Origin of the sequence: Sphingomonas sorbitolis, from assembly GCF_036663875.1 — a bacterium.
GTDB lineage: Bacteria > Pseudomonadota > Alphaproteobacteria > Sphingomonadales > Sphingomonadaceae > Sphingomonas.
Genome location: NZ_JAXOJS010000007.1, coordinates 44156 through 66672 on the forward strand (window position 1 = coordinate 44156; position 22517 = coordinate 66672).

Sequence of the window (22517 nt, forward strand, 5' to 3'; positions counted from 1 at the left end):
GCGGAGCAAGGTCATCGACTTTGCAAACGCTGCCAAGGCATTAACCTGGCGCAATATTTCGGCGGTTATCGCCTTATGCAGGGGGTGGCGCGGAACGCTGCGATGCGCCACGATCCGACGATGGGGGAGCAGGCGCAGGACTGGACGCGGAGGGACGTATTGGGACTCCTGCCGACGCTCGGCCTGGTGGCCTGTGCCGGCACGCGCGGCGCCGAACCGTTGAAGTTCTGGGCGATGAGCTACGAGGGCGACTATTCGCCGATGCTGATGCCCGCCTTCACCGCCGCGACGGGGATCGCGGTCGACGTTCAATCCTTGCCGGCGACCGCCAGCCACGAGAAGCTACTGACCGCGCAGGCCGGCGGCGCGATGCCCGACGTGCTGATGCTGTATAACGGCTGGGTGCAGGAGTTCGCGACGATCGGCGCGATCGCGCCAGTCCCGTCGCCCGCTCTGGTCGCCGACATGTTTCCCGGCGTGCTCGATGCAACGCGTGTGCAGGGACGCGACTTCGCGGTGCCTTGGTCGGTCGCGCCTCAAGCGCAGTTCTACCGCCGGGATATTCTCACGAGGGCAGGCTATTCCGCGCCTGCTGAAGACTGGGACGGCTGGCTCCGCATGGGCCATGCAATCAAGCGACAGCGACCCGACGACTTCGTGTTCATGCTGCTGCTCAACTGGCCAGACACGCTCATCACGATGCTTGGCCAGACCGGCGCGACGATGCTCCGCGACCACGATACGCGCGGCAATTTCCAGACCCCGGAAGCACGGGCCGCGTTCGCCTACTACGTGCGGCTCTTCGCCGAAGGGCTCGCGCCAAAAGCGCTCTCCACCGAGATTCAGGACCCGGTCGCGGCCTTTGCGCAAGGCTATTTCGCGATCTGGCCAACCGGGCCGACGACGTTGCTCGACCTCCATCGGCGTGCCGCGGAGATCCCCGCCGAGCGTTGGGGTACGGCGCGGCTCGCGGGTCCGCACGGCGTCGGTGCGGTGTCTGGGCTGAGTACCAGCCTCTGCGTTTCCGCGGCGACGCCGCGCCCAGCCGAGGCGTGGGCACTGGTCCGCCATCTCAGTTCGCCGGCAAGCGAACTCCGCTACCAGCGCCTGATCGGCAATCTCCCGGCCCGCCTGAGCGCGTGGTCGTCGCCGCAGCTGCGCGCACCGATACTCGCGCCGTTCAAGGAGCAGATGCGCTTCCCCACCGCCGCGCCGAAGGTCATCGAGTGGGAACGGATCAAGCTCGAGATACAGTTCGCCGCCGAGCGCGCCGTGCGGGGCGTCCAGACGATCCCGCAGGCGCTGACCGGGCTCGACACGCGCGTCGACCAGTTGCTCGCTAAGCGCCGCGCGCTGGTAGAGGCGGGGACGCTCGCATGACCCGTCAGGAACGTGCCGCCTGGCTATTCTCCGCCCCCGTCCTCGCGATCATTGCGCTGGTGTTCGTCCTGCCGACCGCGCTGGCGATGGCGTTGTCGGTCACCGATTACTCGATCTACGCGCTCGCCGACTGGGCGAACCTGCGCTTCGTCGGGCTCGGCAATTTCGTCGACCTGTTCTCGACACCGCTGTTCTGGCGCGCGGTCGGCAATACTGCGCTGTTCGCGGTGCTCGGCGTACCGACGGCGATCGGTACATCGCTCGCCGTCGCGCTGCTGCTCAACGACGCGACGGTCCGGTGGAAGCCGCTCTGGCGCGTGCTGTTGTTCGCGCCCTACGTCACCAGCATCGTCGCGACCGCGGTGGTGTGGAGGTTCCTGTTCAACGAACGCTCGGGGCTCATCAACCGCGCGCTGGCGACGATCGGGGCGGCGCCGGTCGACTGGCTGGGCAACCCGCACACCTCGATCCCGGCAATCCTGATCTTCGTGACGTGGAAGATCTTCGGCTACAACATGATCGTCTTCACCGCCGCGCTGTCCGCGGTGCCGCAGGACCTGATGGAGGCCGCACGGCTCGACGGCGCCGGCCGCTGGGGCCGCTTCCGCCACGTCACCCTCCCCGCGATCGGCCCGACGCTGTTGCTCGCCGCGGTGATGAGCGTCGCGGGCTTCCTCCAGATCTTCGCCGAACCCTATGTGATGACGCTTGGCGGGCCGGCGCAGAGCACCACGACGATCCTGTATTTCATGTTCGACGAAGGCTTCAAATGGTGGAACCTGGGGCAGGCGAGCGCGGTCGCGTTCGTGCTGTTCCTGATGATCCTCGCGCTGACGATGGTCCAGACGCGGATCGGGAGGCGCTACGAATGGCTCTGAAACCCCGGGCGATCCTCGCCAATGCCGCGGTGGCGACCCTGACCGCGCTGACGATCGCCCCTCTGCTCTACATGGTGATCGTGTCGTTCATGCCGCGCGGCCAGTCGAGCAACCTGCCGACGCCGGTGTGGCCGTCGCACTGGTCGCTGGAGAATTACCACGAACTGCTCGTCCGGCGGCTGATCGACGGGGCGTGGTTCGATTACCGGATCGTCCCCGCATTGTTCAACAGCATCGCGGTCGCCGCGATCTCGACGCTGCTCGGGCTGCTGCTGACGGTGCCGGCGGGGTATGCGTTCGCCAAGCTGCGGTTCCGCGGGCGAGAGCGGCTGTTGAAGATCCTGATCGCGTCGCTGGTCGTGCCCGGTCAGGTCGCGATGCTGCCGCTGTTCCTGATCTTCAAGCAACTCGGGCTGGTAAACACCTATGCCGGCGTGATCCTGCCGAGCCTTGCGGGGATTTTCGCGATCCTGTTCGTGCGGCAGGCGACGCTGGCGATTCCCGACGAGATGATCGACGCGGCGCGGATCGACGGCGCGAGCGAGGCGCGGATCTTCGTGACCATCGTCCTCCCCCTCCTCACCCCGATCGTGGTCACGCTGGCGCTCTTCATGTTCCTCGGCTCGTGGAACGACTTCCTCTGGCCGCTGATCGTGCTGGCCGACCAGCATCTCTACACGCTGCCGGTCGCGGTCGCCGCGATCGCGCGCGAGCATTCGGCGGACGGCGAGCTGATGATGGCCGCGGCCGTGGTCACAACGATGCCGGTGCTGCTGCTCTTCCTCGCGATGCAGCGTTACTATTTGACCGGACTGCTCGGCGGCAGCGTGAAGGGATAGGCGCGACCATCGGCGCCGAACACGTGCGCGTCCTCGGGGGCTACCCCGACGCGGAGAATTTCCCCGAGAGTCACCGACCGATCCCCCGGCAACTGCGCGACGATCGTATCCGCCGCGCCGCGTGCGCCGAGATGCGCGAACGACAATGGCCCGAGTCGCTCGAACAGCTCGACTGCGCCAACGAACGGCCCCGCATCATCGACGTGCAGATGTTCGGGCCGGACGCCGAGAGTGACCACCGCGCCGACCGAGGCCGGAGGCATGATCGCCCCGGTCCTCACTATCTCGCCCCCAGCCAACCGCACCGTGCCGCCAGACCCGTCGACCAACGCGATCGTCGCCGCGAGCAGGTTCATGCCCGGCGACCCGATCGCCGCCGCGACGGCCAGGCTCGCCGGCCGCCGGTACACCTCGATCGGCGGCCCGACCTGTTCGACGCGCCCCTCGCTCATCACGACGATGCGGTTGGCGAGCGTCATTGCTTCGAGCTGGTCGTGCGTGACGTAGATCATCGTCGCGCCGAGTTGCTGGTGCAGCCGCGCAAACTCGTGACGCATCCGCGCGCGCAGATTGGCGTCGAGGTTCGACAACGGCTCGTCTAGCAAAAGCACCTTCGGCCGCCGTACCACCGCGCGGGCGATAGAGACGCGCTGGCGCTGTCCGCCCGACAAGGCACGCGGCCGCCGGTCGAGCAACTCCGACAGATCGAGCATCGCCGCGACCTCCGCAACCCGCTCGGCAATCTCGCGCTTGGCGACCTTTGCGACCTTCAACGGAAATGCGATGTTCTCTGCAACCGTGAGATGCGGATACAGCGCATAGGACTGGAACACCATCGCCAGCCCGCGGTCTGACGGCGCTGCGTCGGTCACGTCGCGTCCGCCGATCATGACTTGCCCCGCGCTCGGGATCTCAAGGCCCGCGATCATCCGCAACAGCGTCGACTTGCCACACCCAGATGGCCCGACGAGCACGACGAACTCGCCCTCCTCGATCGCCAGGTCGGTCGACTGGAGCACGGTCGTGTCTCCGAAACGCTTGGAAAGTCCGCAGATTTCAACGCTCGCCACCGCATGCCCCTTTCCCGATGCCGCTTTGGTAGCGGCATGAACGGTAGCGTGCAAAGCAGCGACCGCGTGACGAAAAAGACGAACTACACAATTCACAACCGGTATTTTGCCAGGAACGGTCCGTTCTAGCGCTGCCCGGAGCGGATGCAGATGCTTCCTGAGTTTACAGATTGGCCTCGATGCGCTGGCGAGTGCGACCGATTCGCCACACTTGCAACTTAATCTACCTCAAGTCTCACTTCGGTGATTGGCGCGAACCGGCGCGGGGATTACAGGGTATCCCACTGGCTTCATTAGAAAAGCTGGCCGTTGGGAGAGCTATGATGACTGATCGACGCGCGCTTCGCGTGTTCCTTTTGGCTGGTTGCGCGACCGTGTCGCTCCCGGCTTATGCGCAGACCGCAGAACCGACCGCGTCGACGGCCGCGACCATCCCGCAGGACCCGGCCCAGGCTGCCACCGCTGCCGACGACTCCACCACCCCCGATATCGTCGTCACCGGCCAGACCACGCGCAACCGTCCGCTGATCACCGCCTCCGCCGACATCACGCTCGCTTCGCGCGCCGATATCGACCGCAAGGCTCCACGGTCGACGGCGGACATGCTCGAACTGATCCCCGGCATCTTCGTCGAGTCGACCGCGGGCGCCGTCTCGAACAATTATTCGGTGCGCGGCCTGCAAGGTGGCGGCCAGCGCTTCATCCAGCTGGAAGAGGACGGCATGCCGATCCTGTACAGCGGCGGCGGTGCCGATTTCTTCTTCGACCAGGACCTGACCATCGATCGCCTCGAAGCGGTGAAGGGCGGCTCGTCGGGCGTGCTGACCGTCAACGGTGCCGGCGCGACGATCAACTTCATCTCGAAGTCGCCGAACTTCACGCGTACCGAAGCGATGGCGCGCGGCAGCTACTATAATTACGGCCAGAAGCGCGGCGAAATGTACCTGTCGTCGCCTATCACCGACAAGCTGGCGTTCAACATCGGCGGCTATTTCCAGTCGAGCCCTGGCGTGCGCGACAACCCGTTCGACTATCGCGGCTGGCGCATCAAGGGCGCGCTGGAATATCGCCCCGAGGCCGGTGGCTATATCCGGATCTCGGCCAAGGGCGGTGATATCGAGAATGCCTTTTACGCGGATCAGCCGTACCGCTTCATTGATGGCGAGCCGAGCGGTATCCCGAGCCTCAGCACCCAGTTCGGCAATGTCGGCGGCGATGCGTTCAAGAGCATCCAGGTCCCGGTCTCGACCTTCGCGCATCCAAGCGGCTTCCGCGAATTCCGCTATCAGGATGGCATCAAGGCGAAGACGGCGCAGTTCCGCATCGACATGGAGACGCCGGTCAGCGACAGCGTCAACCTGTTCCTGCACAGTCGCTACCTGAAATATTCGTACGACTTTAACGGCCTGTTCCCCGGCTCGGGCACCGGGAACGCCGGCCTGACCAGCGCGGTCAACTATCTGACGCCCGGCGCCGGTTCGCCGATCAACGACCTGCTGACCGCGGGGCGAACGGCGTTTCCGACCGCGACGCGCTTCGGCATCCGCAACCTGCGGACCGGCACGGTGCTGGGCAGCAACCAGACTGCGGAACTCAATGCGCTGAACGGCAACGGCTTCCTCCAGCGCACGACACTCAACCACGATTACATCGACGGCAAGGATTTCGGTCTCAACGGCGGCGGCACGTGGGAATATGAGAGCGGCGGCTTCAAGAACTCGCTGACCGTCGGCGCGATGTATTACGACGTGACACGCGAGCAGGACCAGTCGGCGACGGCAAGCGTCGTCAACGACGTGCGGTCGAACAGCGACATCTACGACATCGTCGCGCTGAACGCGGCTAATGGCGTCGTCGGTACGCTGTCCGATAACGGCCTAGTTTCGTATGGCGACTGGGGCGCTGGCATCCGCACGCGCAAGGACTCCACCGTCTCGTTTTATGCCAATGACGAGCTGTCGATCGGCGACCTGCATCTCGACGGCGGCATCCGCTGGGAGCGCGACTCCGCGACGTTCCTGGACGGTCAGGCAGCAGCGGTGAACCAGCCGGTGCAGCCGAACGTGCCCGGCCTCATCCGCACGGTCGGATCGACCTTCGACGGGACCTTTGCACGGACGCAGCGGACGCAGTCGAAGGCAGCGTACACCGCCGGCGCGAACTATCAGTTCACGCCGAACCTCGCGATCTACGCGCGCTATGCGAACGGTTTCCAGACCAACAACACCGATCCGATCACGACGATCGAGCTGTACGAGGCTGGCGTCCGCTATCAATACCAGCGCTTCATCAGCGGCTCGGCGACGGTATTCCAGACCAACTTCAAGAACCAGAACTACAACTTCGCCAACCCGACCAACCCGTCGCAACAGCAGAACATCAACGCCGACCTGCGCACGCGCGGTGTCGAAGTGGATGTGAACGTCCGTCCGGTCACGTGGTTCTCGGTCGATTTCCAGGGCGTGTTCCAGCAACCCAAGCTGCTCAACCTCGAGATCGACGGCGTCAGCCAAGGTGCGCAGTACGAAGGCAACCGCCCCGAACGGACGCCCGCCAAGCTGTTCACGATCACGCCGGCGATCAAGCTGCCGAATGGGTTGGGCGAAGTGTACGGCCGCTACAAATATGTCGGGCGGATCTTCGCCGATGCCGGCAACGGGGTCGCGCTGCCCAGCTACGGCGTGACCAGCGCGGGGATCACGATCAACGTCAACGAGCGGATCCAGGCGAATTTCAACGCCGACAACATCTTCAACGTCGTTGGCCTGACCGAGGGCAATCCGCGCCAGGGCCAGACTCAGGCGGTAACCGATGGCTATTTCTATGCCCGCGGCATTGTCGGTACGACCTATGGCGGATCGGTGACGCTGAAGTTCTGATCGACCGGCGATGTGAGGGTTCAAACGGGGCGGCGAGCAGGCGACTGTTCTGCCGCCCCTTTTCGCGGAGTGACAATCATGAAGACGATAGCGCGCATGGCGATGGCAGGTGGCCTCGCACTCCTCACCTGCGCCGCGGCGCCGATCACGGGTCGACCGGAACTTGCGTATCAGTTGACCGAGGGGAAGAACCTCAACGCCTTCGTCCGCGACAAGGCGGTGGCCGCGCACGTCCTGCTGCGCAACGGCGACGATCCGCGCATCCTGGTAGCGTTTCCCGCGGGTAACAGCGGTGTCGGCCTGTGGTTCGCGAACACTGCGCAGCCCGTGACCTGGCGGCTGGATCAGGCGCCGCTACCGCTGAACCGCGGGAGCCTGCACGGCATCGTCGCGGTCGCGACCGTCGATGCGCCGCGGTTGATCCCAAAGCAGGCGGTGTTGTCCAATATCCGCTTCCTGCGCGACTATCAGGCGGTCGGTACGTTTCCCCAGGAGCTCACCGCGACGCCGGTAATCGCCGGGGACACGATCACGTGGCGCCGCAAGCGCCTCGACGGCGCGGCAGGCTATGAGCTGACGCTACGGGTTATGGAGGGCCGGATCGACCAGGGCGCGATCGTTGCCGGCGCGAACGGGCAAATTCGGTTGGAGATCACGGCGCTGACCGGCGACACACCGCTGACCCCGATCCCGGCTGTGGAGTTGCTCAATGCGACGGCGGCCGCCGATCCCACCGCGTGCAATGCACTCGCGTTTCTCAGCTACCGGGAGAAGTTCCTGGCGGGTTCATGGCGCTTCGATACCTATTTCGGGCGCGACACGCTGATGTCGTTGCGGCTGCTGATGCCCGCGCTAAAACCCGTCGCGATCGAAGCGGGCCTCAATGCCGTCATCGCGCGACTGTCGGCTGGTGGCGAAGTCGCGCATGAAGAAGGGATTGGCGAATTCGCGATCCTCGCCAATCGCAAGACGAGCCGCAGCGGTGACGCCGCCGATCTCGATTATGGCATGGTCGACGACGATTACATGCTCGGGCCGGTCGCCGCTGACTATCTGCTCGGGGCCGACAAAGCACGTGCGTCCGCCTATCTGGCCGCACCCCTCGCGAGCGAGAGCCAGCCTGGGCGCCGGGAGCCGGTCGGTGCGGCACTGGTCCGCAATCTCCGCTTCGTGCTGGCGCGGGCGAGCGCGTTCGCGGCAGCGCCATCAGCCCGCAATCTGGTCGCGATCAAGCCCGGCCGGATGACCGGCGAGTGGCGCGACAGCAATGAAGGTCTTGGACGCGGCATCTATGCCTATGACGTGAACGCTGCCCTAGTCCCAGCGGCGATCGAAGCGGCAGACCGCCTCATGCACGCCGGACTACTCGACAGATATCTGTCGGCGCGCGATCGCGCGGCGTTTGGGCGGGCCGGCACGATGGCCGACGTCTGGCGGACAAAGGCGCCCACGCTGTTCCGTGTCGAAATCCCTGCTGCAACGGCCGCGGCGGACGTGCGGCGCTATGCAGCGACCCTCGGCGTGCCCGCAGCCCCGGCGCTGGCGGCACTGGGCAAGGCCCCGGTCGTATTTCATGCGCTGTCTTTGGGCGCCGATGGCGCGCCGGTGAAGATCGTCAATTCGGACGAAGGCTTCACGCTGTTGTTCGGGCGACCGACCTCTATTGATCTCGACACTTTTGTCGGCGGGATCATGCGGCCCTTCCCGGCAGGTCTGATGACCGACATCGGGTTGCTGGTAGCCAATCCAGCGTTCGCCGATGGGGCGGCACAGGCGGGCTTTACGCCCGCGGCATATCACGGCGCAGTCGTCTGGTCGTGGCAGCAGGCGTTGCTGGCAGCGGGGCTTGAACGCCAGTTGCACCGGACTGACCTGCCCGCGGCGACCCGGACTCGTCTCAGGACGGCACAGGCGGCCTTGTGGCGCGCGATCGCTGCAGGCAGAACGATCCGCGGATCGGAACTCTGGTCGTGGACGTACAAGGACGGCGGCTACCGCATCGTCGCCTTCGGTGCAGGCAAGGCCGATGTCGACGAATCGAACGCGGCGCAATTATGGAGCACGGTCTATCTGGCCGTGCAGCCGCCCGGAACTCGCTAACCGGCGAAGAAGCCCGTGATCGTCAGGCGTCCGGTTTGCGGGTCGGACGCCAGCGTCACGCCGTCCGCGATCTCACCCGAATGCAGCAGGCTGCTGCGATACAGCAGGGCCCGATTGTACACGCCGTCGATGCGCGCGATCCGTTCGAACAGCGGGGTGTCACCGGCGATATAGGACTCGGGTGCGCCGTGCTTCGCCAGATCCCGGTTGAGCGCGGAGAAATAAGGATCGCGGCGACTGGCATCGATCGTCTCGAACCCGGACGAACGATGCCGGTAGAACGCGGTACCGCCGGTTTCGTCGGGCACGAGATAATGGATCAGCGCCAGCCGTCCAGGCTCCACCGCATCAACGTGCGGCAGGCGTTGCTCGATCGACAGCGCGGACGGCGCCATCGTCACGATCGAGAAGCGCGCCTCCAGCAGCGACAGCCCGGCCGACATCCCAAAAACCTGCTTCGCGATCGTCGCGATGAGCGCCCCTTGATCGCGCATATAGCTATCGGGAAGCGACGCGGCGATGCCGGGGTAGTGTCGTCCTGCCGGGCCATAATCCTGGGTCGCGGCAAAAACTCGCAGCGCGCGGGGATCGGGGACGAAGTGGTCGATGACGACCACCGGCTCCCCCTCCGTACCGATACGGCGCGCCCGCACGTCGGGTGCCGTCATCGCGCGGCGACCTGCGGGGCAACGAGCGCTGCGATCGCCGTGTCATGCAACGGCAGCGTCGGCGTCGCGCGCGCGATGACCGTCTCGATCTGGTCGAGCTGGCGGCGGTTTGTCGCCGCATCGAGGGTATCGGCCAACGGCGCATGGCCCAAGGCGCCCACCCCCTGCCCCTCCAGCACCGCAAGCCAGCTTGCCTCGCGGAACAGTTCATCGGCACTCAGCATCAGACGTCCGGCGCGCGTATATTGCGCCATCTTGTCGACCAGCGTGGGAGGCGGCGTCATATGACGCGTGTGTCGCCAGAGCGGCGCGTCATGGCCCTGCGTGGCGTGATAATGCAGGATCAGAAAGTCGCGGATGCCGTCCATGTCACGTGCGAACAGCGTGTTGAACTGACGCGCCAGCGCGAGGTCGCAATCGGCATCCGGGAACAGTGTGATAAGCTTGGCGATGCCGCTCTGGATCAAGTGAATACTGGTTGATTCGAGCGGCTCGAGGAACCCCGATGACAACCCGATCGCAACGACATTGCCGCGCCATGCCTCGCGCCGGAACCCTGCGGTGAAGCGAAGCATGCGTGGATCCGCCAGCGCTTCGCCGTCGAGGTTGGAGAGCAGGGTCGCCACCGCCTCGTCGTCCGACACGAAGCTGCTCGCATAGACATAGCCGTTGCCGGTGCGGTGCTGGAGCGGGATCCGCCACTGCCAGCCGGCGGGGCGCAGCGTCGACCGCGTAAACGGCGTCGTCGCGGCGATGCGCGCGCACGGCACCGCGACTGCGCGGTCGCAAGGTAACCAGTGCGACCAGTCCTCGAACTGCGCGCCCATCGTCTCGCCGATAAGCAAGGCACGGAAGCCTGAGCAGTCGATGAAGAGATCGCCCTCCAATCGCTCACCCCGGTCGCTCGTCAAAGCGGTCACGAAGCCCGTGTTGGGATCACGCTCGATGTCGCGCAACAGGCCCTCGTGCCGGACGACACCGCGTTTTTCGGCAAGTTGGCGCAGGTGGCGGGCATAAAGGCCGGCGTCGAAATGATAGGCATAGCCGAGCGTCGACAGGATCGACCGCGGGTCGTCCACGGGCTTCGCGAAGCGGCCGGCAGCGGCAAGCTGCGCGGCCAGCGAATAGGCTGATAGCGGCCGATCGAGCCCATCCGCCCTGGCCCGCAGCCAGTGCTGATGGAACGGCACTGGTCCAAGATCGACGCCGTAGCGGCCGAACGGGTGGAAATACCGCGTGCCGGGTCGCGCCCAATCGACGAATTCGATGCCGAGCTTGAAACTCGCTTTCGTCGCCGCGACGAACGCCGCCTCGTCCAGTCCGATCAACTGATTGAACCAGTGGATCGTCGGGATAGTCGCTTCGCCGACACCGACGGTACCGATCGCGTCGGATTCGAGGATGCTGATCGTGACTAGGTCGCCGAACGTGGCGCTCAAGGCTGCGGCGGTCATCCACCCCGCGGTTCCTCCGCCAAGGATTACAAGACGTTGCACGCGCTTCATGCCACGTAGTCCTGCGCAATTTCTTTTGGATAGCAAGCTGCTTCCTTGACCATGCCCCGCACGACGGTCAGCGTCGATCGGTACCCAGTGCCCTGAAGTCCCGGTTGGCCAGTGGCGTTCCGCGGGCGCGTGATCGATCAAACTAGCTCGCGTAGACTGGGTCATGCGCAAGCTCCGCAGCGGGTCAGCCATTCGGACACGTTACGGGGCCCACAACCGGTCGTTCAGACCGCGCTACCGTGCTTGCGACGCTGCCCGGGTCGAGTGGCATAGCCACCGTGCCGCGGTCACGGTTGATAGCAGGACGAGCATCCTGCACGAAAAATTTGCGCGACTGTATCGCGCGCATCGAGGCCGACGATACCAACACCTTGTTGTCGTCCGAGTTTTGATATTATTGGTACTTCTGCACCGGACAAGTTGATGATTATACTAGAAACTTTGGCCCGCCTCGCTGGTTTGGCGCTTGGGATCATCAGATTGTCGGCCACTCCGGCCTGACTGTGTGACCCCTAACAAAAGGGGCTTTTATGACACAGTATCGTAGTCTTTCACGGGTCGGGCTTGTTGCCGTCGGCATCACGACGATGTCGCTCACCGCGTGCGTCAACCCGTCGGCGAAGATCGCGACCTCGCTCGAAGGCTATGGCTTCCAGCCTGCCCAGTCGCAGTGCGTCGGCGATCGGCTCGAGGCTAACCTATCGCTCGGTCAGCTTCAGCAGCTCGGCCGCGCCGCCAAAGCATCGAGCCAGGGCGACACCACACCGGGGCGCCTGACCGCCAGCGATTTCATTCGCGTATCCGCGCAGGTGAAGGACCCGAAGGTTCCGCTGGAAGTCGGCAAGGCCGCTGCGGCGTGCGGCATTCTGAGGGACCCCGCCTCGCCACTTTAATCACGCCAACCGCGCCGCTGCACGCGCCCGAAACGGCGGGGCGGCGGCGTCATGCAAGACACGTCCCGGATGGGCGTTTTCAGGAACTCCACACATGCAAGACGTAACCTATGCGGGCGATACGGTGGTATCGAACACTCGCGATTTCGGGGCGCAAGCCTGGAGCTATGTCGAGATCTGGACACCACGGATCGTCGCGGCGCTGATCATCCTCGTCATCGGCTGGGCGATCGCCCGCGCCGTGAAATGGGGCGTCGCCAAGCTCGTCAACAAGACGCCGCTCGCGATCCATGCCAACGAGCCGAATGCCAACCCGCGCAACCCGACGACGATCGGCGCACAGGTCGGTGATGCCGCCTATTGGGTGGTCCTCCTCATCGCGCTGTTCCTTGCGACCCAGCCGCTCGGCCTGGCCGGCGCAACCGGCCCGCTCGGCGACATGCTGCAGGGCTTCGGCACGGCCATTCCGCGGATCATCGGCGCTGCGCTGATATTCTTCCTCGGCTACGTGCTCGCCAAGGTCGCCAAGAAGGCGGTCGAGGCGGTCATCACAGCCAGCCATGTCGAGCGCTTCTCGACGCATGTCGGCGCGACCACGCCGACCGATCCGACGATGCTGCCGCGTACCATCGGTGGCATCGTGTTCGCGCTGATCATCATCCCGGTCTCGATCGCGGCACTCGACACGCTCAACATCGCGGCGATCTCGCAGCCGGCAACCGCCATGCTGCGCATCATCCTCGACGCCATTCCGCACGTCATCGCCGCCGGCATGATCCTGGCCGTTGCCTATGTCATCGCCAAGTTCGCGTCGCGTCTGTTGACGCAGTTCCTGGCAACGACCGGATTCGACCGGACGATCGGTTCGATCGGCATCTTCGGCAACACGGAAAACCGCGAGCTCGGCAGCACCAGCCCGTCGTTCGTGCCCTCAAAGACGGTCGGCACCGGCGCGTTCGTCGCGATCCTGATCTTCGGCCTGATGGAAGCGTTCCGCCAGCTGAACTTCGCCTACGGCTCGCAGATCATGGCCGAGGTGCTGACGCTGTTCGGGCAGGTCGTGTTCGGGGCGATCATCATCTTCGCATCGGTCGTCATTGCCCGCTTCGTGGCGCACGCGATCGAGCGTAACGGCGACCATGGCACGCGCGTTGCCGCCCCCGTCGTGCGGATCGCGATCATCGTGCTCGGCACGGCGATCGGCCTGCGCTTCATGGGGCTGGCCGACGACATCATCAACCTGGCGTTCGGGTTGCTGCTCGGTGCGATCGCAGTGGCCTTTGCCTTGGCGTTCGGCCTGGGTGGTCGCGATGCGGCCGGGAATGCCGTGAAGCGGATGCTCGACGGTGCCAAGTCGACCGACGACCGCGCCAACCCGGCCATCGACAGCGACCGCACGACGCCCCCCTCAGGAATGGCGTCGATGGATCGCCAGTCGGACGGCAATTTCGCCCGTCAGGATGACCGCGGCGACGTCCAGGACCTTACCGACCGCCCCCTGATCTGACTGCCCTTCCCGAGAGAACCAAAGGAAACTCTTATGAACACCGATACCCTCAACGGCACCGCCGCCAACGTCGGCGGCAAGCTCAAGGAGACGCTCGGCGGCGCGATCGGCGACAAGTCGCTGCGGAGCGAAGGTGCCGAGGACCAACTCGGCGGCACCATCCAGAAGACTGTTGGCCAAGCCAAGGATGCCGTCGAGGACAACATCCGCCCGCTGCTCGACTATGTCCGCCAATTCTCGAAGGAACGCCCCTTCACCGCTGCAGCCTTAGCCGGCGTGCTCGGCATCGCGGTCATCAACACCCTGCGCGGCAAGTAAGCCGCCAGAAACGCCGATTCCCAACGGCGGGCCGGGCAGCGATCGCCGCGCCCTGCCCGCCACCCCAAAGACCGACGGGCGCTCATCGATGCACCCCATGTTAGGCACGAAAGACATGGCCGACAGTCCACACCTCCAGCGCGCATCGACCATTGGTACGCCCGTCGGTCAGGTAGCCCGACCCCGCCGTATCGCTACCGCGCGACGGTTGGCCGCCGAAGTCATCGGCACGTTCTGGCTGGTCCTGGGTGGATGCGGCGCTGCGGTACTTGCCGCGGGCACGGGCGTTCCCGGCACGATCGGCATGGCTGGCGTAGCACTGGCGTTCGGCCTCACGGTCTTCACGATGGCGTTTGCCGTCGGCTTCATCTCGGGCGGCCACTTCAACCCGGCCGTCAGCGTCGGCTTGACGGTCGCCGGCCGCTTTCCCGTTCGCGACCTGCCGGGCTATGTCATCGCGCAGGTCATCGGCGGCATCTTGGGCAGCGCGGCACTGGCTGCACTGGCATCGGGCACCGCAGGATTCGACCTGGTCGCGAGCGGGTTCGCCGCGAATGGCTATGGCGTGCATTCGCCGGGTGGATACAGCGCGGCAACCGCATTCCTATCCGAGGCATTGCTGACCGCGGGCTTCCTTACGGTCATCCTCGGCGCGACCGACGAGCGCTCCCCGGCAGCGTTCGCACCACTGTCGATCGGTCTAGCATTGACGCTGATCCACCTCATTTCGATCCCGATCGACAATACGTCGGTGAACCCGGCGCGCAGCACGGGTCCCGCGCTGTTCGTCGGCGGATGGGCGCTGTCGCAGCTCTGGCTGTTCTGGATTGCTCCTTTGGGTGGCGCCGCCGTAGCCGGCCTTCTTGGTCGCTGGCTGTTCGCGCATACCGATGAAGATCAGTCGCCGGGGCCGATCGGCGATACACCGGTCGAACTGATGGTCGGCGATGACCGCAATACTGCACCGCTTGAAAGATAAACCATCGGGCAATCCCGAGGACGGCGAGCGGTAGTGCAACGGGTAGACAGCAACGCACGTCTCGAGGCGACAATAAACGAACTGCTTTGAGTGTATATCATAGTTAAGCTTCCCAATATCGGCATAAGTAACCGACCCTTACCTTTCACCTTATCTGTCGTACAGATTGTGAACTACCATACATCTCTACTTTGCATCAAAATGGGGCACTCTTGGTATGACAGATTTTTCATTACATCTATCGATTAACTGAGGCGTATCTTCGTGACGACGAGGGACGACCATGACGAACGATTGCCTGGATATCTTCACACGCCCCCATCACACGCTCGCGGGCACTATGTGGCAGGCGCCCGAACACGCAACGCGGCTAGAATGCTCGATCGAGTCGAACCCCGCCCCTGCGATCGTCTGCGGCTTGCGGGACCTGCGTTACGTGATGGTCAACCGCCGTTTTCTTGCGCTTACCGATAGCGCGGACGAGGATTGGCTGAGACGCTCGATGTACGAGCGCAACATCCTTGAGGGCGTCGCGAATTACGAGTTGGTGAAGCGCGCGCTCGTTAACGCGCAGACGATCCCGCAAACCCAGGCCCGTCTGGCTATGCCTGACGGCACGAGCCGGCCCGTGATCGTCACAGGCCAGCCCGTGACCGTCGCCGGCCAGCCGTGCATGCTGTTTACCTTCACGGATATTGGGGCATGGCAAGAGACTGAACGCCGCCACGATCAACTGCGCACAAGCGTCCAAACCGCGTTCACAACCTCGTCGGCGTGCATGATGATCGTCGATCCGGCCGACAACGTCGTGACAGTTGCGAATGAGAGTTTTTGTTCATTGCTCGGCTACTCGCTCAACGAACTATCCGGTCGATCGACTGACGACATCGATATCTGGCCATCGGGAATTGCAACCGGCTTCGTCCGTACGAAGTGCGGACAGCATCTCGAATGCGTCATTTCCGAGGCCACGATCCTCGTCGTCGGCAAAGCCTACGCCCTGTGGACGTTTCAGGACGTGACCAGTCGTCGGATCGACGAACGCAGTCTGGCCGCGGCGATCGAAGCGACGATTTCGGAATCCAAATGGCTCAGCCATGCCATCTTGGATAATATGGCGCTTCGGTCCGAACCGTCGCGAGACGATGGCGCATCGGGATTGAGCGAACTCACTGCACGCGAACGCGATGTGCTGGCGTTGATCTGCGAGGGAATGGACGACAAGACGATGGCACGTACACTGCAAGTCAGCGGCAATACGATCCGCAACCACGTCGCTCGCGTCTACAGCAAGATCGGCGTCAATCGCAGAGTGGCAGCGGCCGCCTGGGGCCGCGCGCGCGGGTTTGACGCGGGAAGCAATCGTGTTGCGCTACTGGCATGCGCCACCGACGCTCTATCGAACTGAAGGCATATCCCCTTCATCATGCAAAGGCCCACGCTTTGAAAATCGCGCCTGGGGGACTCGGAACAACGCTGTCATCCGCCGCTCATGTCGAAAATACTATTTCGGCACGACAAATCGATCTGTCGGCTGCGTTCGCCTTTGGTTAGATAACAGTAACTTGGCCAAGCCACCGAACGAGGGAGCGTTCATCATGCAGAAGGATACCAGTAAATTTTCCAACGTGGCCAGAATTTCGGTCACGGATACGCTGTGTGAACTTACCGGCATTTCGCCATCGCAGACTAATGTCGGCGTAAAGTCGGTAGATACCGAAGAATCTTCTCGGGCCAAACCCCTTTCGCGCCGTGTTGGCACGATTCACCTCAAGCATTAAACTGGAAAGACATATGAAACAAGCATTTACACTGACCGTCCTTGCCGCAGGGCTGTTCTTGACCGGTTGCCATACCGTCAACGGCGTCGGCAAAGACGTGAAATCCGCAGGAACGGCTGTATCGAACGCCTCAGGCGAGAGCGGCAAGAAGAAGTAGAGCACAATAGATTGGGGACTTCGTCAAATCGCCGTTCCCCAATCATTCATCCGCTCTTGGCTTTTTCGATTGCCTATACTTCCAACGCGCCAGACTTTACAATATCCGGCCACTGGCGGGATTTTTACTACGCTTTTCGCTAGGTATCGTTCGGCGTGAACTCGTGAGGTAGACTAGGTTTTGGTGCCCAGACGCAGTCGCCGATGCTCAGGTGCGGTCGATGGCGCCCCGGATACGAACGCTCTATTATCGTCAGCTAAAGCCCTTCCATCCAGATGGCGGACGCCGACTAATTACCATTCTCACGACGGGCGAACAGATCGCCGATGGATGCGACGAAATGCGTATTCATTGCGGCGATCGCAGCTTTCGGATCACGATCGGCTATCGTGCGCGCCAGGTCGTGATGGTGCGCCAACACGGCGGTACGCTGCCGCGCGGTGGTTCGCGTTGCCCAGGCGGCAGGCACAGCATGGACCATCATCGGCGCGAACGAGCGGACGATCTGCAAAAACAGCATGTTGCGCCCCGCCTGCGCGATCGCCTGGTGAAACGCGATGTCGTGGCGGGTCAGCGCATCGACATCGGTACCCGCCGCTTCCATCGCCTCGGCCAGGCCGACGATCGTCCGCGCCTCGTCGTCGGTGCGTTCGATCGCAGCGAGTTCGGCGGTGCGGAGTTCCAGCGTGCGGCGCACGTCCCAGATCTGCACCATCGAGATCTGCGCCGTCGCTACGGCATGATCAAGCGAGGTCGCCATCACCGATCCGTCGATCGCGGCAACGCGCGCACGCCGGCCGTTGCCGACGTCGATCAACCGCAACGCTGCCAGCGCGCCGAACGCCTCGCGCAGTACCGGCCGGCTGACGCCCAGCTCGGTCGCGAAATGCCCTTCCGAGGGCAGCGTGTCGCCGACCTTCATATCGTTCGTGCGGATGTGCGTGCGGACCGCGTGGACCGCCTGATCGACGAGCGAGCCGCCCTCGACTAGTCGCAGGCTCGCCGCGCTCATGCCGCGAGCCGTGGTGCGCGCAGCGACGACGGGGTCGCTCCGAACTGCCGCGAGAAGGCACGCGTGAAACTGGCGTTGTTGAGATAGCCGCACTGGTATCCGATCGACGATACCGGCAGGTCGGTCGCGATCAGCAACTGACGCGCCGCCCCGAGCCGCCGGTCGAGCAGCGCGTCGGCGACCGTGCAGGCGAACATGTCGCGAAACCCGCGCGTGAGCTTTGCCCGGTTCAGTCCACAGGCGCGCGCGATGGAGTCGAGCGTCATCTTCTCGCCCCAGCGCTCGTCGATCATCCGCTTTGCCGCGACGATCCGCTGGCTGTCGCGGGCGGACAATTGCCCGGCACCCGCAAGAGGGACAAGGTCGTCCTCGACGATCCGCTGGAACGTGCTGGACAGGAGCTCGATGCATTTTGCCGAACGATGCGTGCTGCGCCAGGGTTCGGGTAGCGTGCAATCGAGGATCGCGGCGACCATCATCCGCAACTCGCTCGGCAGATGGCACGCGATGTTCGCGTCGGGCGCATAATCGAAGACCCGCAGGCAGGCGCCACGTTCGACCGCAAGGACGAGGATCGCGCGCTCCTCCGAGGGCACCGTGCCGGTGGTGACGGTGACTTGCGCCGGCGCGTCCTCACCCACCGTGAAGCAGAGGACTACCGCGTCGGCGGAAACAGCCGTCGGGTCGACTAAGCCCTCGCCGATGAAGGCCGCCATCTCGGGCGACACCGTGACCCGTTCCTTCTGCATGCTACCCTCGCCCAACACCGATCTCCTGTTCCCGATTGCCGGGATTGAGTTGATCATGCAGCTATCGGATAGCTCGTGCAAGAGCTATCTTACAGGTCAGGCGGTTGCCGATACCGGTGCGCGACGCATCGCCATCGTGAAGGCGATGACGGAGATCGCGCTGGTCACCACGCCGACGATCGCGAGACCTTGCGCGAGATGCGCCTCGCCGCCCAGCATGCCGCTTGCCGCCGCGACCAGCGTCGGTGCGAGCCCGTAGCCGATCAGCCCGGCGATCGCGATGAACGCGCCGATGCACAACCCGCGGAGTTCGTTGGGGATCAGCACGGTCAACGCCACCGAGGTCACGACACCCGTCACCGCGCCGCACGTCACGAGCAGGCCGACCGCGACCCCGAACAGCGGGACCGAGGGCATGATCGGGAACAGCGCGGCAGGCACGCCGACGGCGGCGGCAACGATCGCACCGATCAGCAGACCGCCGCGCCGCCCGCTTTTCTGCCCCCGGTCGGCGGACAGGCCACCGACGACCGCACCGACGACGCCCGAGCCAAAGAGCAGCGCGCCCATCCAGCCGGCGAACTGGTCGGGCTGCAGGTGGAAATTGCGCGACAGGACCGGCGAGACCCAGATCCCGGCGGCGGCATCGGCCATCACGACGCTGATCTGGCCGATGAACAACGGGATCAGGAACACGCGCCGCGCCCAGAGTTCGCCGGCCACGATTTTGAACGGCGCATGCGTGCCCGCCGCAACCTCCTGTCGCGCCGGCTCGCGCAACAGCAACAGCGGCAGGATGGCAAACACGCTGATGACTGCGAGGCCGAGATGGACGCTGCGCCACGGCATCATGCTTGCGAACCATGACGGCGCGCCGCCATGGGCGAACAGGCCGAACAGCGCGCCTGACAAGCCCAGGGCGAGCGCAACGCCGAGCGACTTGCCGAGGTTGACGATCAGCATGGCCCTGCCGCGCTGCGTTGGAACGCAAAAGTCGGCGCACAGCGACAGCGCTGCGGTCAAGGCGCCGGTCGTGCCGATCCCGGTCAGCATGCGCGCGACGAACAGCACGGGCACGCCGTGCGCGAGCCCGGTCAGCACCGTGCCCAGCGTCCACACGAGCGCGAGCGTGATCATCATCCGCACGCGGTTGTAGCGATCGACCAGGATCCCGATCGGGATCGAGAACACGGCGAGAGGCAGTGCCGCCGACAGCCCCTGGATCAGGCTCAGCGTATAGTCGCTCAGGTGAAGTTCGGCTTTCGCGCCCTCCTGGACCGTCCCAAACGAGCCCATCATCGTGAAGCCGACCGCCATCGCCAGCGCGAGCGCGAGCAACGGCAGCAGCGTCCTTGCGAACGGCGGTGAAGTTGCCTCGATCGGTCGGGCGAAATCGGTCATGGGAGGTCCTTATGCAAGCGCACGGCGCAGTGCCTCGTGGCTGTCGCGGCGCGCCTGTTGCGAGACCGGGCCGTCGGCGAAGACATCGAAGGCGTGATAGCCGCCGGGATAGACGTGAAGCTCGACCGGCACGCCCGCGCGGATCAGCCGTGTCGCGTAGTCGATGTCCTCGTCGACGAAGAGATCGAGCGCACCGGTCGCGATATAGGTACGCGGCAGGTTGCCGAGATCGGTCGCGCGGGCGGGTGCGGCGTAGGGCGAGACGTCGTCGCCACCGGGCGCGTGGCCGAGCAACGAACTCCAGCCGAAGCGGTTGCTCTGCCCCGTCCACACGAACTCGCCGGCATACGGATGCGGTGGCGCTGTGCAGGTGCGATCATCGAGCATCGGGTAGATCAGGTGCTGGAACGCTAGTGCATACTCACCACGGTCGCGCACCATCAGCGCCAGCGCCGCGGCATACCCGCCGCCCGCACTCTGCCCCATCACGCCGAGCCGGGTCGGATCGATTCCGAGGTCCTCGGCATGGGCGATCGTCCAGGCGAGCCCGGCATAGCAATCCTCGATCGGGCCGGGGAAGTTCGTTTCCGGCGCCAAGCGGTATTCGACCGACACCATGACGCACTGAAGGTCGGCGATCAGCGGACGGACCAGCGGATCGTAATCGCTGACCTTGCCCATCACATAGCCGCCGCCGTGGATGTGATAGATGCACGGCAAAATGCCGGTGACGCCCACTGGGCGGAAGACGTGCAAATCGATATCGGGCGCTCCGGCAGGCCCTGGAACCGTATGGATCTCCAGCGTCGCCAGCGACTCGTCGGCCGGGGGAAACATCGAAGGCCGGTCTCGCATCGCCGGCAGGATATCGGCGGCGAGCGATATCGGCGGCAACATCTCCAGCAGCGGGCGCAGCGTCGGATCCACCAGGTGCAGGCTGTCCATCATTCTCTCCACGATCGTTGTTATGACGCGCGTTCGATATTGGAACGGCGTTCAGAACGCGAAGATCTTGCCCGGATTGAACAGGTTGTGCGGGTCGAGAGCATGCTTCAACGTCCGCATCAGATCGACCGCATCGCCGAGTTCGGCGACCAGCCAATCCTGCTTGCCGATACCGATCCCGTGCTCCCCGGTGCACGTGCCATCCATCGCCAGCGCCCGCTCGACCATCCGTGAATTGATCGCCGAAACCTCGGCCAGTTCGGCTTCGGACTCCGGATCGATCGAGAACACGACGTGGAAATTGCCGTCGCCGACATGGCCGAGAATGGTTGCCGGGACCGACGAGGCCTGGAGGTCGGCCTTCGTCTCGCCGATGCACTCCGCCAGGCGGCTGATCGGCACGCACACGTCGGTCGCCCAGCCGACCGCGCCGGGGCGCAGGTTGACCGCAGCGTAATACGCCTCGTGCCGCGCCTTCCACAGCTTCGAGCGTTCCTCGGGCAGATTCGACCAACGGAAGTCGCCGCCGCCGTTCGCCGCCGCGAGTTCGCGCACCGTCTCGGCCTGTTCGTCGACATAGCGCGGCGAGCCGTGGAATTCGAAGAACAGCGTCGTCAGTTCCGGGTAATCGAGCTTCGACCAGGCGTTGACCGCCTTCATCTGCATGTCGTCGAGGATCTCGACGCGAGCGAGCGGCACGCCGATCTGGATCGCCTGCACCACCGTATCGACCGCGCCGTTCAGCGTGTCGAAGCTGCACACCGCGGACGAGATCGCCTCGGGTATCCCATGAAGCCGCAGCGTCACTTCGGTGATGATCCCGAGCGTACCCTCGGAGCCGACGAACAGCCGGGTCAGGTCATAGCCCGCCGCCGACTTGCGCGCGCGGCGGCTGGTGCGGATCTCGCGACCGTCGGGCGTTACCACGCGCAGGCTCAGTACAGCCTCGCGCATCGTGCCGTAGCGCACCGCGTTGGTACCGCTTGCGCGCGTCGCGGCCATCCCGCCGATCGTCGCATTGGCGCCGGGATCGATCGGGAAGAACAACCCCAGGTCGCGGATATGCTCGTTCAACTGTTCGCGACGGACCCCGGCCTGCACCGTGCAGTCGAAATCCTCGGCGTTGATCGACACGATTTGCGTCATCTCGGACAGGTCGACCGACACGCCACCTTGCACCGCCAGCGTGTTGCCCTCGATCGAGGTGCCAGCCCCGAACGCCACGATCGGCACCTTGGCGGCGGTGCACAGCTTGACGAGATCGACCACCTCCTCGGTCGATCGCGCGAAGACGACCGCGTCGGGCAGCATCGGTGCGAAATGCGCCTCGCTGCTGCCGTGGTGGAGCCGCATCGCGTCGCTCATCTGGAGCGCGTCGCCGAACCGCTGCTCGAGCGCCGCGACGAACGCGGGGTCGAGCGGTGCGCGTTCTATGGTGTCGAAATGCATGGTCATC

General features: G+C 64.6%; 20 protein-coding genes. 12 read left to right on the plus strand and 8 right to left on the minus strand.

The genetic code is table 11. The annotated features are described in order from the left end of the window. Window positions 1-102 precede the first annotated feature (102 nt). From U1763_RS18535 to U1763_RS18545, 3 genes are read left to right on the plus strand one after another with little or no spacing between them, the layout of a single operon-like run. Window positions 103-1380, plus strand: a complete 1278-nt coding sequence (locus tag U1763_RS18535; protein ID WP_332756405.1) for an extracellular solute-binding protein — start codon at window positions 103-105, stop codon at window positions 1378-1380. Then, the gene (locus tag U1763_RS18540) at window positions 1377-2258 is read left to right on the plus strand and encodes a carbohydrate ABC transporter permease (protein ID WP_332756406.1); all 882 of its coding nucleotides are present in this window, start codon (window positions 1377-1379) and stop codon (window positions 2256-2258) included. The genes U1763_RS18535 and U1763_RS18540 overlap by 4 nt, the downstream gene beginning before the upstream one ends. Next, a complete protein-coding gene (locus U1763_RS18545) occupies window positions 2249-3097 on the plus strand; it encodes a carbohydrate ABC transporter permease (protein WP_332756407.1) in 849 nt (282 codons plus the stop codon). The genes U1763_RS18540 and U1763_RS18545 overlap by 10 nt, the downstream gene beginning before the upstream one ends. Here U1763_RS18545 and U1763_RS18550 read toward each other — a convergent pair. Further along, window positions 3058-4167: an ABC transporter ATP-binding protein gene (locus tag U1763_RS18550; RefSeq protein ID WP_332756408.1), complete on the minus strand. Its 1110-nt coding sequence runs from the start codon at window positions 4165-4167 to the stop codon at window positions 3058-3060. The genes U1763_RS18545 and U1763_RS18550 overlap by 40 nt on opposite strands. Before the next feature lie 323 nt (window positions 4168-4490). On the opposite strand from U1763_RS18550, the gene U1763_RS18555 reads away from it, so the two are divergent. Continuing rightward, entirely contained in the window at window positions 4491-7046 is a 2556-nt protein-coding gene (locus tag U1763_RS18555; protein WP_132896589.1) for a TonB-dependent receptor domain-containing protein, read from the plus strand. A gap of 78 nt (window positions 7047-7124) precedes the next feature. Beyond that, window positions 7125-9146, plus strand: coding sequence for a hypothetical protein (locus U1763_RS18560; protein WP_332756409.1), 2022 nt, complete (start codon window positions 7125-7127; stop codon window positions 9144-9146). On the opposite strand, the gene U1763_RS18565 is transcribed toward U1763_RS18560, so the two are convergent. Both U1763_RS18565 and U1763_RS18570 read right to left on the minus strand, forming a co-directional pair. Further along, window positions 9143-9814 carry a DUF6445 family protein gene (locus tag U1763_RS18565; protein ID WP_332756410.1) on the minus strand — a complete coding sequence of 224 codons (672 nt, stop codon included), beginning with the start codon at window positions 9812-9814 and terminating at the stop codon, window positions 9143-9145. The two genes, U1763_RS18560 and U1763_RS18565, sit on opposite strands and share 4 nt — an antisense overlap. Then, on the minus strand, window positions 9811-11319 hold the full coding sequence (locus U1763_RS18570; protein ID WP_332756411.1) for a tryptophan halogenase family protein: 1509 nt from the start codon (window positions 11317-11319) through the stop codon (window positions 9811-9813). The genes U1763_RS18565 and U1763_RS18570 overlap by 4 nt, the downstream gene beginning before the upstream one ends. Window positions 11320-11849: 530 nt before the next feature. Here U1763_RS18570 and U1763_RS18575 point away from each other — a divergent pair. The 7 genes from U1763_RS18575 (at window position 11850) to U1763_RS18605 (ending at window position 16954) form a co-directional block, all read left to right on the plus strand. Beyond that, complete coding sequence (locus U1763_RS18575) at window positions 11850-12212, plus strand: hypothetical protein (protein WP_332756412.1); 363 nt, start codon at window positions 11850-11852, stop codon at window positions 12210-12212. A 94-nt stretch (window positions 12213-12306) separates the two neighbouring features. Next, a complete protein-coding gene (locus tag U1763_RS18580; RefSeq protein WP_332756413.1) occupies window positions 12307-13719 on the plus strand; it encodes a mechanosensitive ion channel in 1413 nt (470 codons plus the stop codon). Between the two features lie 33 nt (window positions 13720-13752). Further along, the gene (locus tag U1763_RS18585) at window positions 13753-14037 is read left to right on the plus strand and encodes a CsbD family protein (protein WP_132740676.1); all 285 of its coding nucleotides are present in this window, start codon (window positions 13753-13755) and stop codon (window positions 14035-14037) included. A gap of 115 nt (window positions 14038-14152) precedes the next feature. Continuing rightward, the gene (aqpZ, locus tag U1763_RS18590) at window positions 14153-15016 is read left to right on the plus strand and encodes an aquaporin Z (protein WP_207894188.1); all 864 of its coding nucleotides are present in this window, start codon (window positions 14153-14155) and stop codon (window positions 15014-15016) included. A 418-nt stretch (window positions 15017-15434) separates the two neighbouring features. Continuing rightward, complete coding sequence (locus U1763_RS18595; protein WP_332756414.1) at window positions 15435-16424, plus strand: LuxR C-terminal-related transcriptional regulator; 990 nt, start codon at window positions 15435-15437, stop codon at window positions 16422-16424. Window positions 16425-16614: 190 nt separating this feature from the next. Further along, entirely contained in the window at window positions 16615-16797 is a 183-nt protein-coding gene (locus U1763_RS18600; RefSeq protein ID WP_332756415.1) for a hypothetical protein, read from the plus strand. 13 nt (window positions 16798-16810) lie between these two features. After that, entirely contained in the window at window positions 16811-16954 is a 144-nt protein-coding gene (locus U1763_RS18605) for an entericidin A/B family lipoprotein (protein ID WP_332756416.1), read from the plus strand. Between the two features lie 289 nt (window positions 16955-17243). Here U1763_RS18605 and U1763_RS18610 read toward each other — a convergent pair whose 3' ends face one another. The 5 genes from U1763_RS18610 to U1763_RS18630 all read right to left on the minus strand — a co-directional run bounded on the left by U1763_RS18610 (window position 17244) and on the right by U1763_RS18630 (window position 22516). Then, window positions 17244-17966, minus strand: coding sequence for a FadR/GntR family transcriptional regulator (locus U1763_RS18610; RefSeq protein WP_332756417.1), 723 nt, complete (start codon window positions 17964-17966; stop codon window positions 17244-17246). After that, on the minus strand, window positions 17963-18715 hold the full coding sequence (locus tag U1763_RS18615; protein WP_332756418.1) for a helix-turn-helix transcriptional regulator: 753 nt from the start codon (window positions 18713-18715) through the stop codon (window positions 17963-17965). The genes U1763_RS18610 and U1763_RS18615 overlap by 4 nt, the downstream gene beginning before the upstream one ends. Before the next feature lie 96 nt (window positions 18716-18811). After that, window positions 18812-20116, minus strand: a complete 1305-nt coding sequence (locus U1763_RS18620) for an MFS transporter (protein ID WP_332756419.1) — start codon at window positions 20114-20116, stop codon at window positions 18812-18814. A 9-nt stretch (window positions 20117-20125) separates the two neighbouring features. Further along, window positions 20126-21061 (minus strand): alpha/beta hydrolase, encoded by a 936-nt coding sequence (locus tag U1763_RS18625; RefSeq protein WP_332756420.1) that lies wholly within the window; start codon window positions 21059-21061, stop codon window positions 20126-20128. Window positions 21062-21112: 51 nt separating this feature from the next. Beyond that, window positions 21113-22516, minus strand: a complete 1404-nt coding sequence (locus U1763_RS18630) for an FAD-binding oxidoreductase (protein WP_332756421.1) — start codon at window positions 22514-22516, stop codon at window positions 21113-21115. Window position 22517 lies beyond the last annotated feature (1 nt).